General features: G+C 46.5%; 12 protein-coding genes. 7 read left to right on the top strand and 5 right to left on the bottom strand.

What is annotated here, in order from left to right:
- Positions 1–4: 4 nt before the first annotated feature.
- Positions 5–691 (top strand): ChrR family anti-sigma-E factor, encoded by a 687-nt coding sequence (locus ACJJI7_RS15455; RefSeq protein ID WP_282950941.1) that lies wholly within the window; start codon positions 5–7, stop codon positions 689–691.
- A 25-nt stretch (positions 692–716) separates the two neighbouring features.
- Here ACJJI7_RS15455 and ACJJI7_RS15450 read toward each other — a convergent pair whose 3' ends face one another.
- Positions 717–4223, bottom strand: coding sequence for an indolepyruvate ferredoxin oxidoreductase family protein (locus tag ACJJI7_RS15450; RefSeq protein ID WP_444901785.1), 3507 nt, complete (start codon positions 4221–4223; stop codon positions 717–719).
- 631 nt (positions 4224–4854) lie between these two features.
- Between ACJJI7_RS15450 and ACJJI7_RS15445 the strand changes: the two genes are divergently transcribed.
- The 3 genes from ACJJI7_RS15445 (at position 4855) to ACJJI7_RS15435 (ending at position 6914) form a co-directional block, all read left to right on the top strand.
- Complete coding sequence (locus tag ACJJI7_RS15445) at positions 4855–5346, top strand: Lrp/AsnC family transcriptional regulator (protein ID WP_020414988.1); 492 nt, start codon at positions 4855–4857, stop codon at positions 5344–5346.
- Between the two features lie 258 nt (positions 5347–5604).
- A complete protein-coding gene (locus tag ACJJI7_RS15440) occupies positions 5605–6039 on the top strand; it encodes a hypothetical protein (RefSeq protein ID WP_444901786.1) in 435 nt (144 codons plus the stop codon).
- Positions 6040–6128: 89 nt separating this feature from the next.
- Positions 6129–6914 (top strand): alpha/beta fold hydrolase, encoded by a 786-nt coding sequence (locus ACJJI7_RS15435; RefSeq protein WP_444901787.1) that lies wholly within the window; start codon positions 6129–6131, stop codon positions 6912–6914.
- Between the two features lie 83 nt (positions 6915–6997).
- Here the strand turns inward: ACJJI7_RS15435 and ACJJI7_RS15430 are convergent, their stop codons facing one another.
- The 4 genes from ACJJI7_RS15430 to ACJJI7_RS15415 form a co-directional block, all read right to left on the bottom strand.
- Entirely contained in the window at positions 6998–8659 is a 1662-nt protein-coding gene (locus tag ACJJI7_RS15430; protein ID WP_444901788.1) for a D-arabinono-1,4-lactone oxidase, read from the bottom strand.
- Between the two features lie 42 nt (positions 8660–8701).
- Positions 8702–10570 (bottom strand): carotenoid oxygenase family protein, encoded by a 1869-nt coding sequence (locus ACJJI7_RS15425; RefSeq protein ID WP_020414984.1) that lies wholly within the window; start codon positions 10568–10570, stop codon positions 8702–8704.
- 1327 nt (positions 10571–11897) lie between these two features.
- A complete protein-coding gene (locus tag ACJJI7_RS15420; protein WP_020414983.1) occupies positions 11898–12362 on the bottom strand; it encodes a GNAT family N-acetyltransferase in 465 nt (154 codons plus the stop codon).
- A gap of 277 nt (positions 12363–12639) precedes the next feature.
- Entirely contained in the window at positions 12640–13413 is a 774-nt protein-coding gene (locus ACJJI7_RS15415) for a hypothetical protein (RefSeq protein ID WP_444901789.1), read from the bottom strand.
- 478 nt (positions 13414–13891) lie between these two features.
- Here ACJJI7_RS15415 and ACJJI7_RS15410 point away from each other — a divergent pair, with 478 nt between their 5' ends.
- The 3 genes from ACJJI7_RS15410 to ACJJI7_RS15400 all read left to right on the top strand — a co-directional run bounded on the left by ACJJI7_RS15410 (position 13892) and on the right by ACJJI7_RS15400 (position 17597).
- Positions 13892–14842: an alpha/beta hydrolase gene (locus ACJJI7_RS15410; protein ID WP_020414981.1), complete on the top strand. Its 951-nt coding sequence runs from the start codon at positions 13892–13894 to the stop codon at positions 14840–14842.
- Positions 14843–15756: 914 nt separating this feature from the next.
- Entirely contained in the window at positions 15757–16680 is a 924-nt protein-coding gene (locus ACJJI7_RS15405) for a right-handed parallel beta-helix repeat-containing protein (protein WP_282950947.1), read from the top strand.
- Positions 16681–16832: 152 nt separating this feature from the next.
- The gene (locus ACJJI7_RS15400) at positions 16833–17597 is read left to right on the top strand and encodes an amidohydrolase family protein (protein ID WP_020414979.1); all 765 of its coding nucleotides are present in this window, start codon (positions 16833–16835) and stop codon (positions 17595–17597) included.
- Positions 17598–17685 lie beyond the last annotated feature (88 nt).

Below are 17685 nucleotides of genomic sequence, written 5' to 3'. Positions count from 1 at the left end.
CCGTATGATTCGCCACCACCCCGATAATAACTTACTGTTGGAATACGCCGCCGGCAGCCTGGCACGCGGACCTAGCCTGGTAGTCGCCGCGCACATCCAGATGTGCGCGGACTGTCGCTCACACTACCACAGCCTCAATTGCCTGGGTGGCTCCCTGCTAAACCAAAGCCCCGCTCAACCCCTGAAGTCCAAGGCTTTCGAATACTTAATTGCACGTATCGACCAGACCCAGGAAAAGATTACCGATCTGGAAAAACCTGCTAGACAACCGGACTTATCAATCAAGCAGGTCCCGGCAATGGAACATTTACCAAAAGTATTGAACAAGTTGCTGGAAAAAAACCCCAGCAGCAAGTGGAGAAAAGCTTCTCGCAATTTAGAAGTGTGTCGGGTGAGGACCGGGCAAAGAGAGTATGAAGTCGCCTTTCACCGTCTACGCAGGGGAGCCAAGCTGCCAGAACACGACCACAGGGGGCCAGAGTTTGCAGTGGTTCTAAACGGCAGCTTCTCTGACCACAATGGGATTTATGGGCCGGGAGATTTTGTATATCGCGAACCTGGCCAGATACACCGCCCAATTGCCACCCAGGACCAGGACTGCCTGTGCTTTTCTGCAGTGGCTGCCCCGGTAGCCATCACGGGGATCAGCGGTTTATTACTCAACCGATTGATCCCCTTCCGCCCAGGTTAATATAGCCAGAGAAAGATCCGGGCTATCAGGATGCCACCATCGAAACCTGATCTCCATCCACAAACAGCCCAAACAGCTCCTGCCAACGCTCTTTTACCAAGGCAAACTTCTGCTCACGCACATGGCCATAACCACGCACCTTGAGCGGGATCTCCAGCAGCTCCTGCGCAGTGGCAATATTGTCTGCTCTGAGTTGAGCTGCTACTCCCTCTACGGCCAGGGCCACCTGGTGTGCCCAGTCGCGCTCTGCGCGACGTTCCCCAGAGTAGCCAAATATATCCATAAAGGTACCGCGCAGTACCTTGCCCCGTGCCAATAATGGCATCAACTTACCCATCCAGGGACCAAACTGCATTTTTCGCACTGTGCCACTGGCATCCGGCCTGGCCAGTAATGGCGGCGCCATATGGAACTTCAGGGTGTAATCACCGGTGAAAGTCTCGCGCAGCTGCCGCTGGAAATCGTCGCCACTGTAGAGGCGCGCCACCTCGTATTCATCTTTATAGGCCATGGCCTTGTAAAGACTATTAGCCGCAGCCCGGGTCAACTCTCCGGATGTGCCCTGCAGAGACAGCTCCGCCTGATGTAACTGCTTAATACGGCGGGTGAATTGATGGGCATAAGCTGCATTTTGGTACTCACTCAATTCACCTGCCAAACGGGCGATCAGCTGCTGAACACTCTCTTGGGGCTCAATCATTTTTACTGGCTGCGCTGGAACCGCCAGTTTTTCAATTGCCCTTGGGTCAGTCGCCAGCAGGCGCCCTGCACGGAACGCCCGCAGGTTATTTTCCACCGCGACGCCGTTTAACTGGATGGCCCGCTCCAAAGCTGCTTCACCGATAGGCAGCAGGCCCTTCTGGCAGGCAAACCCCATAATCATTAGATTACTGGCAACAGTATCCCCAAAAAGGGCCTGAGCGTATTTATTTGCATCGAAGGCAAAATACTCAGCGCACAGGGACTCAATACTCTCTTGGGTCGCATCCGCTGGAAATGCCAGCGCATTATTGCGGACGAAAGCTGCTACCGGCACTTCTGCAGTATTAACTAGCGCTCGTATCTTTCCGGTGGCAAATTTCGGGCGCTGGCCTGCGGCCGTCACCATATCGCAGCCGAGTAATAATTCAGCTGCGCCATCGCGAATTCGTGCAGTGGTAATTGACTCAGGGCGAGCGCCCACTTTTACATGGGCTACCACCGCACCGTTTTTCTGTGACAATCCAGTGAAATACAGGGTGGTGCTGCCTTTATCTTCAAGGTGCGCTGCCATTCCCAGTAAGGCCGCCACGGTGAGTACACCACTGCCACCAATTCCTGCAACCAGAATACTAAGTGGCTGCTGTAAATCTGCAGCTGGGGCCGCCGGTAATTCGGCGATGGCAGAATCCAGGGATTCGGCCAGCGACTGTACCGGTGGCTTTTTCAATTCACCGCCCTCTACAGTCACAAAGCTCGGACAGAAACCATCGGCACAGCGCATATCCTTGTTACAGCTGGACTGGTTAATCTGGCGCTTGCGCCCAAAAGGTGTCTCCAGTGGCTCCACTGCAATACAGCTGGATTGCACACTGCAATCCCCACAGCCCTCACACACCCGCTGGTTAATCAGCAGCCTTTGGGCAGGATCAACCATCTGCTTTTTCTTGCGGCGACGGCGTTTTTCCGCTGCACACACCTGCTCATAAATAATCGCAGTGACACCGGGAGTCTCACGAAGGCGACGTTGAACTGCATCCAGCTCTGAGCGATCCAGTACTTCTATCCGGGCCGGTAATAAGTTGCGATGCTCGTGCCAGTGGTCCGGGTTTTCGCTCAATAAAACCACTTCCCCGACGCCCTCTGCCAACAGCTGGGCAGCCAGGCTTGGCGCGTTCACCTCACCATCAGCGGGCTGGCCGCCGGTCATGGCTACCGCATCGTTGAGCAGGATTTTGTAGGTAATATTGACTTTGCTGGCCACAGCTTGACGAATAGCAAGCAAGCCGGAGTGATTGTAGGTGCCATCACCCATATTCTGGAAAATATGCTCAGCACTGGAGAAACGGTGCAGGCCCACCCAATGGGCACCCTCACCCCCCATATGGGAATAAGTATCGGTGCGCAGGCCTTTACCCAGCGCCATAATGTGGCAACCGATACCGGCACTACCCAGGCTGCCCTCTGGCAACTTAGTGGAAGTATTATGCGGGCAGCCAGCACAAAATATCGGTTCCCGCGCAAGCAAACCGCAGGCTTTAGTTGGTACATTCCCACCCAGCTTCTCAGCCAGAGGAATCAGTGTCTCTGCCAGATCAGTATCTGACAGCCAACGGGCAATCGCCTTGGCTACCTGATCTGGCCCAAATCCCCAAATAGCGGGCAGCAGATCATCGCCATTCAGGTCTTTCTTACCGATCACTTTCGGCCGGCGTCCATCCTCCCAGCCGTAAAGCAGGTTTTTAAGCTGGTCTTCCACCAATGGACGCTTCTCTTCGACGACCAAAAGGCGTTCCATGCCATCGGCAAACTCACCAATGCCCTTGGGCTCCAAAGGCCAGGACATTGCGACCTTAAAGATGGAAATGCCCGCTCTGTTCAAATCTTCTTCGCTCAAATTGAGCAGTTGCAGAGCTTCCAGCAAATCACCGTGGGCCTTACCGACAGTGACAATTCCGAAGCGTTTGTGTTCAGCTTTATGGGTGGTTTTGTCCAGGCGATTTGCATAGGCAAAGGCCTGGGCCGCCGGCAGACGCTCCTGCAACATACGACGTTCATACTCCAAGCGCTCCGCCGGCCAGTTGAGGTGCGGGTCATAATTCAGGCCATGCGCTGGAACAGGAAAGTCTGCGGGAGTTACAAACTGAGGCAAACCGGGCACAACCAGGGAGGCCCCAGCTTCTACGGTTTCAGTAATTGTCTTGAAGCCCACCCACAAACCGGAAAAGCGGGATAAGGCGATACCGGCAAGCCCGAGTGTCAAATATTCATCGATTGAGGCCGGAAAGATTAGCGGCATCATCACCGACTCAAAAATCTGGTCGGTATTGTGAGAGAACATGGAAGATTCAGCCGTGTGATCATCGCCACACAGGGCCAATACACCACCGAGTTTGGCCGCACCCTGAATATTTGCCTGACGGAATACGTCTGCAGTGCGATCTACGCCGTGGCCCTTGCCATACCAGATCGAAAAGACCCCATCGCGTGTTGCCTGTTTGCGGTAATGATCGACCAGCTGGGTGCCCCAGATATTAGTAGCCCCCAGATCTTCATTGATACCAGGCTCAAAATGGATATCGTGCCCTGCCAGCAGCTTCTTGTGGCGCCACAGGGCCTGATCGTAGCCGCCGAGGGGAGAACCGCGATAGCCGGAGATAAAGCCAGCGGTATTGAGGCCGGCCAATTCATCCATGCGCTTCTGCATCAAGGGCAGGCGCACCAGTGCGTCAATACCAGTCAGAAAGACCCGGCCAGATTCACGAGTAAATGCGGCTTTAAGGGAATACTCCGTATCAAAGCCAAGCTCCTGATCGCCTTCGACCATTGCCATGGGTACCACCTGTGTATTCTTTATTGCTTTTCTCGCTACTGGGTGCTTAGGATCTGCAGGCCACTTTTTTCAACTCAGCGGACGTAAAGCAGTTTGAAGGCAAACCAGAGCTTTTGATTAGCCGCTAAAATTAACATCGGCCGCCTGGGCAGGTCATACCAAAATAGGCCTGACTAGGGCATAATACGGACACAACTCGCTAAAGATCGCCAACTGATGGCAACAAATCACTCAAAATGCCACATTTTGGAGGATCTATCGAAGAGGGAGGGCCCAGATGTGCCACCACATTTGAGCGCTGAATACCCGGGCTACTGTCCACCGATACCTCCCGAGAGCTACAGCAACCGGGTGTGTGACGAAAGTAGCTAAGTTGGTCGCTACATGGGATGTAGGTAAGAGTGAGTATTTATAACAAAGACAAAACCGTTTCACAGCAACGCTACGGCAAAGGCTTTACCACGCTTAGCTCGAAGACTGAAGCTAGCAGGTAATTCACATTATCGGTTCATAAAAACCAACCGTTTACTGGAGACATGAATAGACGGGAAGGTTACCCGGTTTGCCAGGTTGAAAGTGAGACTGCCGGAAACCCGGTATACGTTCAGAAAGATGAGATACGGAAAAAACCATGGCCTATTTACTGGATGCCATCGATAAAAAGATCCTGGAAATTCTTCAACAGGACGCCACTATTCCCAATATTGAACTGGCAGAAAAAGTCTGCCTCTCCCCTTCCCCATGCTCGCGCCGAGTCAAGAACCTGAATGAACAAGGCTTTATCAAGCGTGCCGTGACCTTACTGGAGCCGGAAAAAGTAGGACTGCCGGTGAGCGTCTTTATCCAGGTTACCCTCAACCACCAGGTCAAAAAAGAATTACAGGATTTTGAATCCGTAATAGGCCAATGGCCGGAAGTGATGGAATGCTACTTAATGACGGGAGACTTCGACTACTTGCTCCGAGTCGTGGTCCCCAATCTACAGGCCTACCAGGAGTTCTTGGACAAGAAGCTCACCGAGCTACCGGGCATTGATCATATTAAGAGTAGCTTCTCCCTCAAACAGGTACGCTACCGAACAGAACTACCATTGGATCAGTTACTGGAAAAGAAGGGACAGTAAGAGAGAATTGCTCTCCTGCGAAGCTGGCAAGTTCATATCTTACTTCGCTTTAAGCGCCTGAGGAATAACCAGGCGCTCCCCTCAAGTAAACACCTAAGTCGAATCATACCCCGGCACCCACCATTTGTAGCGACCTAAAAATCCGCTCATTCACTTACTGCCCAAACCCAGCGGGATATAAACATATGAAAATTTAAATAGCAAAAATACCTACGACTAGAAAACTACACCTTTTATAAAACCCGCAGGATAAGACAAGTGCAAACTTTTATTAGATCGACGTTACTCATTGCCTCTATCGGAGGTGGTTTTATGGGCTGTGTCTCAGCCCTGAATTATTTCTTTGCTTTCAGTAGCTGGACTATAGGTGGGGCTATTGTGAATGGCCTGGCCCTTACTGTCTTTATATATACACTCTATGCCGGACTGCAATTTTCTAAATCCGCTTCAAATACCAAACAGCTTTCACGCGCTTTTCTCCTCCAGGTTCCATGGCTTTCCTCACCAATCTTGATGTATAAAATTGGAACAGGAATATCCCTTGCTTTCATGTACTCCTCACACGGAGGTAATTACTTTTTCAGCCTGGGAGCCAATTATTCCATGGCTATTTTCAGTGATAGGCCTTGGGGTATTGGGGTAAACTTAGCAGCTATCGGGTTCCTAGTGCTAATCAAGCTTTACAAAAAATAAGTTGCCTCGAAATATAAGAAGCCCCAAGGTCTATCGATGCCCTAAATGTCATGACAAACAATTCAGAAAACAATAACAATACTCAAAAAATGGATCAATCCCAGAAAAAACCTAAAGACACCTTGATACTCCTTCATGGCGCCCTTGCAGATGAGAGGATGTGGGAACCGCACATCCAGCTCCTATCCAAAGAATTCACTGTGGTTAATTTTACCCAGAGACATTTTGGTATAAATGGACAAGATTCAAATGGCAACTTTGGAATTGATACCCATGCCGAGGATCTTAATTCATTTATTAAGGAGAAGACCAGTAAGCCCGTGCATCTTGCAGCCTGGTCTTATGGAGCCGATGTGGCCTTGAATGCTGCAATTAAGTCTCCTACCCTGTTTAAAAGCCTATTTCTCTATGAACCAGGATATCCGGGACACCTGGATAATGAAGAGATGGCTAAGTATATGCAGGATGCCGAGGCCATGTTTGGCAAGGTGTTCCAGGCCGTTTCTGATGGGAATCTCGAAGTGGCAGTAGAGTCCCTAATTGACGGGTCCGGTAATAAGGTCGGGTATTTTTCTTCCCAGTCGCAAAATCACCGCAGCCAACAACTGGAAAATACCCATACCCTACCCCTACAATTGAATCAATCTGAACAGCCCTCTCTGGATAAAACCCACCTTTCGAGAATCCAGATTCCAACCACTATTGCCTTTGGCAGCGATACCAGGTCTCTTTTTCGAATAGTATCTAAATCTGCAGCCATCCACATCTCCAGCGCCAAGCTAATTGAAGCTCTTTCAGAAAATCATATGCTACCGCTGGAAAATCCGGAGCAATTTAGCCAGCTCATAAAAGAACATATAGCCAGGGAAGAATAATCGTTAGTCGATTTGGATGATTAAAGAAAGGGGGAGCATTAAATGCTCCCCCTTAGCAATTAATACAGCCTTAGTATCAGCGGCTACTCGGCCTTACAGATACGGGCATCAGAATACCAGTTGCCCGCCTGGCAGGTTGCGCCTGACTCACAATGAGAGTCATTCGTGCAATAACATTGGCCTTCCGCATTACATTCCGGGGTCAGGTAATTTTCCAAAGGATCTTGCCCACTCACCCTCTCCCAGAAGGGATTAGTAAATACGTTGTTTGGATCCAGTTCAGCCTTGGCATCCAGGAACTGAGACCACTTGGGGAAACGCGACGGCATATTTTCGAAGATCGCCACCGAGTTCTTACCCCAATGGGGTCTGGCTCCATACTTGCGCAGAGACATCTGCTCAATTTCCAGGTTTACGAAGTAGTTCTTGGGCACTGCTTCGCCACGCTGGCGCAAGGTATATTCAATACCCACAAACGCAGTATCGCGGCCGGCGCTCATGCCCAGGTAGCTATCAGAAGCCTTGCCAAAACGGAAATAGATACCATTCAACGGGAAGCAGGTTCGCTCACTGTGTGCAATAATCTGACGTACATCCGCAATCCAGTTAGGCAGCTCTTCAAAGGGAATGGCAACTTCCTGCAGGGCAATCGGTAGCTTATCCCATACGCAGTTGTTAGGCTCCTTACAAACAAAGTGCTGCATCAGATCCGCATGACCAGTCGGCTTAATAAACTTCTTAAAGCCGCTATCTACATCCCTGAAATAAGAACTGGAGCGTGCGGTATAACGCAAGGACGCTGCAAAGCACTGCAAGGCAGAGCTGTCAGCTTCATGTAAGCTGTCAAAAATAAGACCGAAAAGGTATTCAGAGAAATCAGAGACATCCGCCTGGGCATTATAGGCATTGCCTTTGGTATCCAGGGGAACTTTATTGTAGGTGGTTACCGTATAACGACCGAGTCCGGGGAACCAGGCAACATTGGCTGAGTGATTATCCCGGGCCAGATCCAGTATTACACTCTCAAGGTCTTCATCATCCCGGTGCCCTTTCACCTTGGCCTGAACTTTATAACCGGGTTCAGCCTCAATAGTGACTTCCACCACTATGCCGAGGACTCCCAGGTTTACTCGGGCGGCGTTGAGCATCTCCCCACTCAATACACGCAGATCTCCCTTGCCATCGACAATTTTTAGCTCAGTGACATAGTCTGAGATCATGTTGCTTTTTTGTGTAAAAGTTGAACCGTGAGTGCCGCTACCGAGCATGCCGCCAATTGTAAATATGGCTAGTTCTGTCACCATAGGAACGCTAAGCTCATGCTCTCGCAGGTAGGCCGTCAGGTCGTTAAAGCGCATTCCTGCCTGAACGGTCACCAGGCGGTTTTCTTTATCCAGGCTAATCACCTGATCCATATTTTTTAAGGTGACCTGAACTTCACCATTTCCTGCACAGGCAGCATCAATCTGGCTGTTAAATCGGCGAGTACCCGCCATTACCTTACGCCCCTGCGCAGCGGCATTGCGTACAATATCCTGAACCTCTGCTACCGATGAGGGATCATAGATAGCACCTGGAAAACAGTCCTGGGTACCCTGGTAATTCTTAATTACCTCGGGAACCTCAATGGGTGGTGGCAATTGTGCTGCTGAAGCCCCTGCAGCAATAAACAGACCTGCCGCACAAAGTAAGTTGGTGGCCCCGCGCAACAAACGACATCGCCCGGAAGAAAGTAAATGGTACATGCCTTTGTTTCCTTGTGATTGCATTTCAATTGGATGAGTGAATTAACCGAATCGGGGCAGCAGCTCCCGGTTAATAATGTCTTGTACATTACCGCTATGATCTGGAGCTTTACCGCGAAGGAAGTCTCCATAACCTGAGCGGTAAGCTGCAATGGGACGTCTCCCTATTGAGGGTACCCACAGGGCATGGTTGGTGGTGGCAAACTCCAGTGAAGTACTGGCGAGAATACAAAGTGGCCCACGGCTTAAAGCAGCCGCATCAAAAATCCAGAATTCCTTGCCATTGGAAGCTGAGGTGGTGGGATTTTTCCTGACCACAGCAGCAATCAGGTAACCGTCATTCTGTGCCGTGGAGCCGGGTCTGGCCATAAATTGAGGCGTGCGCATCACACAGTCATCCGGGAACTGATAAGCATCAGCAATACGCATTTGCTTACAATCCATATGAACCAGTGCTGAAGGCCGACTTTCCTCTGGCATATCCCAGTAACCAAAGTGGCGCTCTGGATAGTTCCGGTAGGCCCAGGACACACGCATAGAAACCAGATTGGGACGATAGCCAACTGCCGCCCAATACAGGTGTTCAAAAGTCTCGGGGAACTGGAAGTGGCCTCTGTAAGCAGGGTCATTCATATCCCACAGAAGACGCTCATCACGTATAACCTGATAGTCTTCTTTAATTTCCCTCGCAGAACCGGAAGTCACCTGAATACGAGCACGGACAAGCCCACCAACATCTACCGGTGCGGCAGGATAACCAGATAGCCAAGAGGGTACCAAACCACCCTCCTGCAAAATCTCGTAGCGGAACAGTTGCTCTGACTTATCCATAGCCCCCATGTACTGGCCATAGAGGGTAATTTCACCAGCGCTATCATCGTAGTTACAAACAATATCGGAAGTATCGAAACCTAATTCCAAGTAGTCGGCAACTATATCCTCACGGCCAGTTATCATATCCGCTTTGCGCAACACCCAGCAGCGCGTGCGATGCTCTTGCGGCAGTACAATTCGTGTGCCAAGTATTCGTGTGGACTCAACCCTTGCGGCTGTCTCAAAAATCACGACGTGATTGCGTGTTACCCCCAGGGAGTGTGAGCTGGCAGCAATATAGGCATTATTCCCTTGGCGATCACGAATATTCCAGCTTTTGAAAGCTCCCTGCTGATCCCAGGAAATCAGCCGGATAAACCCAGAGCGACCTGAGTCACCCATATTGCCACCATAATTAATAGTGATGCACTCTCCGGTTTCCAAGTCGAAGAAAGGGTGCCCTGTCGTGCGAATCTGGGGAAACAGCCACTTTTTAGGTGTGAGATTCTCAAGTAGTGGAGGCAGGCTGGATTCCCACTCATCCACTTCACCAATAGGCGTGATCATCTCCAGAGTGGTTGCGTCAAACTCGTACGGCATACCGCCCTCATAACTCATCGCAAAGCGATTATCCCCCATATAATTGGGAGCCGTATTGCAATAATTCATGAAGCCCAGATTTGGACTGGAATAAATAGTTCCACCCAAGAGGTTAAATTTGTCAAAGCCACTAAGATCCTGCTCTTGCATAATGGCAGAAGCAGTTCGAATCATTTTTCGGGTATAAGCAACATTGGAGTTGTTACTTCGGCCGCTAAAATCCAGTCGTGTAAGCGCTCCTTTTCCGTTTGGTGTCAGGTGATTAGGAGCGATGGGGATTCCCTCAGCCATCAATAAATGACCCGTAACATCATCTGGCAAATTCCCCTGGATTACCGATAAATGTCCAGATGAATCCTCCAGGCTGCCATACATAATGGATTCTGGAAAATCGGTATCAGTTATCTTGCTACGTGCCTGAGCTGTCATTGAGGACATACCAGCAAGTGGTAATGCAGAGATAGCCCCTGCAGCTTTCAAAAGATCGCGACGTTTCATTACTTTCCCTGAATAAACGGCCGACTGCCTTTCTGACCCAATGTTTAATGGACTATTTGAACCAGTTAACGAAAAAATTAGATCTCAGACAGCGAGAGATAATTTTATATTTCTTATTACTCAATCAAGAAATATTTACAAAAATATTATTCTGCCAAACACAATAGCGAAGCAGTTAAATATATTAAACTGGAAAAATCAAGACTGGAACTGTGACAGAAACCACCAAAAGAGAAAGTTAAAAATTAATTAAAAATGAACTATACAGTCATGCAAATGAATATTGAAAACAACTCCATTAAAGAGATCGGTCCTCAATAGATATCCAATAAAATACCATTTATCTAAAGATTTTAAAGAGCAACCATTGCTTATAACATCATAACTTTCGTAAATTTGAAGAAAAGCAACTCACCCGCAAGACTTACACAAACAAGCTATTAAAGGAATTATCCGCCACCCAAAAAGAAATAAATTTGAAGCACCAGGAAGCTCAAACAGGAATCTCGACGTTGATTTCTGTGTCATTACAAAAATAGCATGATCCTTGAATAGAGCCCCTGATGATTTTAAAACCTTATCAAGCCTTCATTTCTACAAAGCAACTTCAAACAAAGATACAACCATCAAGAGAAATTTTATTCACCACAAACTTTGTGAGTAATAGATGTGCCGAGAATCTAAAAAGAGGCTTGGAAAAAGTGGAAATTTATGTGTTAATTTTTATTGACAGAAATTTCAGGCAATGTACCTGATACCCTATTTGCCGATTAGCTTATTGCTAACTCGAAAGCTCAACGGCCCGCTATACCTCTATCATAGACATTAGCTCCATCTGCACTATTCAGCTTCACTCAGCCATTCATCCAGGAAAAATATATTTTAGAACGACAACAAAAACGACTCGCCGTCTAAAAGTTATGCTGGCAGTTTCCTTCCTTTATACCACTTACAATTTACAGGTAGTTATATATAAATTTTGCGGTAACTATTCCACGGATCGCAAAGCTGACAACAGATAGAAATTCATTTTCAGTTGATTGGGCAAGGCAGCATGAATCAAGTAGAAAGCCTGACTCTAGCTATAGCCTGAAATTTTACTCTATTGACCTCTTCTTTTTTGAATACTATAGCTCCAAAACCATATTTCAGGCTCCCCCAAAGAAAACTACCAATGCGAACCTCTACGTCAAAAAGTCAAATTACAACGGCAAGATCTTCAATATAGCAATAGAGGACCTCACTTTGTAGGCCAACACTTAATAGCAATAAACAGAAAGAAGATAAACAGATGATTATCCAGCACAGGCCCTGAGTTTTTCTTACTTCACAAATTTAGTTTCAGTCTTTCCCCGATGGAATTATCGACGAACCCTTCTCTTCGGTAAAAATCTATCGTCCTCTGCCAGTGCTCTTTCTCTGGTGTACTTACCTCCAGTCGCGGCCACTCCTGCTCCCTGGCAAAGCTCACAACCCTGTTGAGCAAAGCCTTGCCGATCAATCTAGAGCGGTATTCAGGTTCAACATAAAGCTCTTCAATCACACCATAGTGCCCACCAGCATAAATAGCTGCAGACTGTGACACAGTAATTACCCCAACCTCAATACCTTCAACCAGATATAGGAAAACATGGAAGCCACTACCTTCAGACAGGAGGCTCTTGGAAACAGCCGTTAACTGCTCTAAGTCAATCTCCCGCTTATGACCTACAAGAGCCTGCAACAGCTTAGCCACCAGGCTGGCAACCTTAACACTATGTTCCGCAGAGGCTTTTATAATCCCATCGAGCATCAGTCGTATTCCTTTGCCTTCTTACTATTCCTCCCCATAAACATGACTCTAGTCACATTTTTTGGGTGTATTAAAAATGTGATCACATTTTTAAATTATCAGCAGATTGGAAAAGAAGCAAGTCCCTTCGCTTAACGCAATCAAGGCGAGACTAACACCATTCTAGTTACCTAAGGGATATGAAGCGCGCGGTAAACAGGAGATAAGAAAAGAGGTTGGCAGATATAAAATTAAGGCTCCCCTGGCAAGGGAAGCCTTTTAAAGTCATAGCCTGATGCTAGTCCCAGCGATTGAAAATAACATGCATTCCATGGTTGTCATCACTTACAAAGACAAAGAAACCGCCGTTGGTATGCCTTGAAGCACACACTTTGGTGCCTTTGGAAGTCTCTGAACACTCCATCTTATAGGCTTCAACACCCACAGTGTCGTACATACACTGGCCAGGCTGAGCTGCTATGTTTTGAACCAAATCGCGAGTTGTTCGGGCTAAGACATAGCGGTAATCACCAAAGTAACGGTAATTATATGCATCCAGATAATAGGCTTGTGAATCACCTCCAGATTCTAAAAGCTCTGAATAACACAGCTCTGGCTTTGCTATCCATAGCATATCCATATCCTTGGAAGCATGGATTTGCGGCCAATTTTGCTCGTCATGTTTGGAGAGCACTACATTAGTGGAGTCTACATAATCTTTCGATATCACATAGTCTCCTGTGTCACTCTCTATACGACACACCGGTGCGCCGCCAACAAAGTTGTCACACTGGATTTCCTCAAGGGCAACCGGAGTAGCTGATCCCAGGCAGCCAGGAGCATAAGTCTCCGCCCACTCCCTCACGGCAGTAATCGCATACTCTCTTTTATCTTCTATTTCATAATAGAAATCAGAAAAAAACCGGTATACCTCACGATCGTTAGTATTACTTTGAGTTGCAACCTTTGCGCATTGGCTAAAATTTGGAAGCTCAAAGGTGGCACTTGCCTGGGTAGGAATTACGGTAGCAACAGCCAGAATTGCTGCACAAAATGTAGCGACGGTTTTCATTCAAAATCCTCCATGAAATCGCTGTATCTTAAGTCGGCGCGGATTCTAGCAAAGAGACATACGCAAATGAAACATTTTTGTAATGTGATGACAGTGGCGATTGCTTACAGTAAGCAAGTGTTATTTCGGGTAAAAGATCTTCCACTCCAATAATGTTGATATTCACAGTCGAATAAGCAACAGCATCACCACCTTCCAGCTATGGCTATAATACTTTCCAGATTCTTGAAGCAACTCTCAATCTCTTACACCTCAATAAGCCAATGAACCCGAACACCTAAGTGCCTGCGCGATCTCTTTCTCTATATAAACAAAGCCGAAATACTTATCCCGATCGGCAATCCAAAACCCGCTAAATCCTTGATCGTAATCAAGTCAATCTTATGTGGTTACCACTTGCATACCAAGCTCGGCTTAAAGCTCATCAATTGCTTAGAGTTATCTATACTTCATCAGATTAAATATAAGGATAACGATCATGGCTTTTACATTTGATCCGGAATTCGTTCAGGCGACTGCAAAATACCAAGATCTGATAGACTCAATTGAGCCGATTCCTCCAGGAGATGTCATTACAAGGCGGGAAATCGGTGAAGGGGTTTTAAGAATGGTATTTAATACCTATCCAATGCCCAATGACGTGTTAAAAGATGATTTTCTAGTCAAGGCCTCAAATGAATCAAGCCTCCTGCTACGCTGGTATCACAAAAGAGATTCCACTCCAGGCCCTGCAATCCTCTATATCCATGGGGGCGGCTTAATTTACAATGATGTGGAAATATACGATAAAGCCGTTGCCAAGTATGTTTCTGATAGTGGAGTGCCATTCCTCTCCGTCGACTACCGCAAAGCACCCGAGCACCCCTACCCCACACCTATTGAAGACTGTTACACCGCGCTCAGCTGGTTGGTTAAGCACGCTGAATCAATGGGGGTCGATTCCACTAGAATCGCGGTGATGGGAGATAGTGCGGGTGGTGGGTTGGCAGCAGCACTAGCCATTATGAGTAGAGATCGCGGTGGACCTGCCATCTCGAAACAAATCCTTATCTACCCCATGCTAGATGATCGAACCACAACATCAAACCCCAGTCTGGCTCCCTTTGTGCTTTGGACCTTTGACGACAACCTTACTGCCTGGCAAGCCTACCTTGGCAAAGACATTGGTTCCAACAAAGTGAGTCCTTATGCTGCAGCTGCACGCTTAAAGGATGCCACCAACTTACCGCCAGCCTATATCGATGTTGGAGAGCTGGATATTTTTCGAGATGAAGATATTCAGTATGCTGGACTTCTAGGTAATGCAGGGGTCAGCACAGAATTACATGTTCACCCTGGCGTAATTCATTCATGGGAAATTTTTGCCCCTGAAATCTCTGTATCAATACGCGCTCACAAAGACCGAATACGAGCGATTCAATCGATATAAAGACTAGCCATATTCCCTGATTGGCTGGACCTTCCGATCAGGGGGGCAATTAGTATTTTGCTCAACGAGTACATCCATTTCCTACCAATTATCTACATCTATCGCAGGTAAAGCGATCACAATTCACGCCACCCAGAATGTAGCTGTAAACGGCAGTATAATTTTAAGCAAGCCCATATTACTTCCTTTGCGCTCTTAACTTGATTCAGACTAGGTAAAAATCCAGCCTTTCAATTTTTACATTTTTGAGAATCGAAACAATACAACCTGACTAAAAACAACAGTATAACCACGAGGACTCAAAATTATATTTATAGGATAAAACGGAGAGCTAACCAGAAAAAGATACCCACGCGATCAAAATAGCCTTTGGACCAGGGTAATTCTTAGTTGAAACCTAAAACAATAATTGTTTATCCATTCGGACCAACAACATAAATAAATACCATCTCAAGTGGCCTAGACCGAACAACATGACACCCTAAAGTACCAGTTTTTTGGCCAACTTAAGAATCATCTATAGAAACTGCGGAGGCAAAGCAATGGTCCCTTAAATTCAATATGTGCTTTTAATAAAAATTAGTATCAGTCGTTCAAACACCACAATTTCATCATTATCTTAAAAAATAATTTTCATAAAGAATTTCACTATAAAGGTATTTCCCGACAGCGATACATAAGGGCTCACTTGCAAATATGACTCTACCGCTACCATCTCAATCATAGATCCAATTTACAGTGCCAAACGACCACTCCCCCAGAAAAAATATTTAGACGATAACTGTATGGGAATATATAAAACTCAAACTATATCGAATAGATATTTAAAGAAAAATAGCAGCTCAACTATGATGTAAGACAAAATTGACACTCAAGTACTTCTTTCCATTTACATCTCTGAGAGGGACATCAAGGTGAAATTCAAACATTCAACATTAATCGATACTTGTAAGACATCATCTATTTTAGCTGCTGTATTTGCCATATCGCCATTTGTCTTTGCTGTGGAATGTGGCGACGTTATAAACTCCACTACTGTGCTATCTGAGCCGCTTACTTGTGAATTGACACAAGATTCGCCCTACGCACTAACTGTTTTTGGCCCAAATGGAAACTTACAAATGGTTGGAGATGGAGAAATTATATGTGATACAGCCAGCCAGCATGGTATCGCAGGCATTCTGGTTAATGGATTCTCGGGGCTTGTCTCCGGGGGGACAATTACTAACTGCCCTGACGGCTTAAATCTGGAGGGTGATGGATTTCACATAATAGAAGGTATCAAAATATTAAGTTCCCCTAGGGAAGGCATCGTTATTGATAGCGACAGCAATACCATTGTAAGAAATCATATTATTGATACTGGCAATGACGACGGAATTGATATAAGAGGCGACAAAAACAAAATACTGCAAAATTATATAGAGTCAGCTGGTGATCAGGGAATAACAATTAATGGAGAATTCACCCTAGTCAATCTCAACCACATTGTGGGAGCCATTGATGGTGCCAGTGGAATCCAAGTCAATGCAGACCATACAACAGTATCTCAAAATTTTGTTACCAACAACTACAGCAATGGAATTGAAATAACCGATGGTGCATCAAACAATATTGTTAGTCAAAATTTCGTCACCAAGAATGGAACTAGTGGTTTCTCAGATCGTGCTGGAATAAATATATCTGGATTCAATAGCACCAACAATCAAATATCTGGAAACACCTCACTAGATAATAATGCCTTTGATTTACAGGATCTTTCCGACACAAACTGTACAGGCATTAATCTATGGACAGGCAATATTTTTAAAACATCAAATCCAGATTGCCTAGATTAACAATGCTAAGCAATATCAAAGCTATTGAAGTGTTTAGTCTTGCTCCCTCAGAGTTTTAAATGGGGGCCAAACTTACATATAGACAAGGCCTACAAATGTAGGCAGACTAAACTTATAAAAATCACCTAAATACTAAGATATTAGATGGGAACATGAAGCAAGGTAGAATTACAATTTTCGATAGTCATCTACATATTATCGCACCAGGATTCCCTCTTTATTCAAACCAGGGATTCACCCCTGAGCCATTCACTACTGCTGATTACCTAAGCAAGCTCGATAATTATGAACTGGCTGGTGGTGCAGTTGTTTCTGGATCATTCCAGAAACAGGATCAAACCTACCTTTTGGATGCCCTGGCACGATTGGGAAAAAACTACGTTGGAGTAACTCAATTATTATCAAGTACAGACAATAATACTATTCTTCGCTTAAATAAGGCCGGTATTCGTGCGGTACGCTTTAACCTAAGGCGTGGAGGTTCAGAGGATATTTCCAAAATTACACCCTTTGCCCAAAGAATTTATGAGGTTGCTGGGTGGCATGTCGAGCTATATATAGATTCACAGCAATTAGATGCACTCATTCAAACCTTGCTGGCCCTGCCCAAGGTTTCAATCGATCATTTAGGGCTACGAAAAGCAGGTTTCAAATCAGTATTACAGCTTGCTGAGCAAGGAGTAAGAGTAAAAGCGACAGGGTTTGGACGCCTGGATTTTCAACCGGCCTCGGCTATTGCTGATTTATATAAAGCAAACCCAGAATGCCTGATGTTCGGATCTGACCTTCCCTCCACCAGGGCTCCAAGACCCTTCAAGTATGGAGACATTACATTAATTCAGGATACATTGGGAGAAGCTGCATCCAGCAAAGTACTTTGGAAGAATGCCAAAGCATTCTATCTGGGGCAAGAGTAGCTAAGTAAAGCCCTGTAAGTATTAGTTTTGCCCACCCAATAATTTAAAACTATGCGACGTTGTGGACTGCAACCTTTCTTCAATCCGT

The sequence above is a fragment of the Microbulbifer variabilis genome (assembly GCF_056232115.1).
The sequence above is the reverse complement of the archived record's forward strand: the minus strand, read 5'-3'. Positions and strand labels throughout refer to the sequence as shown.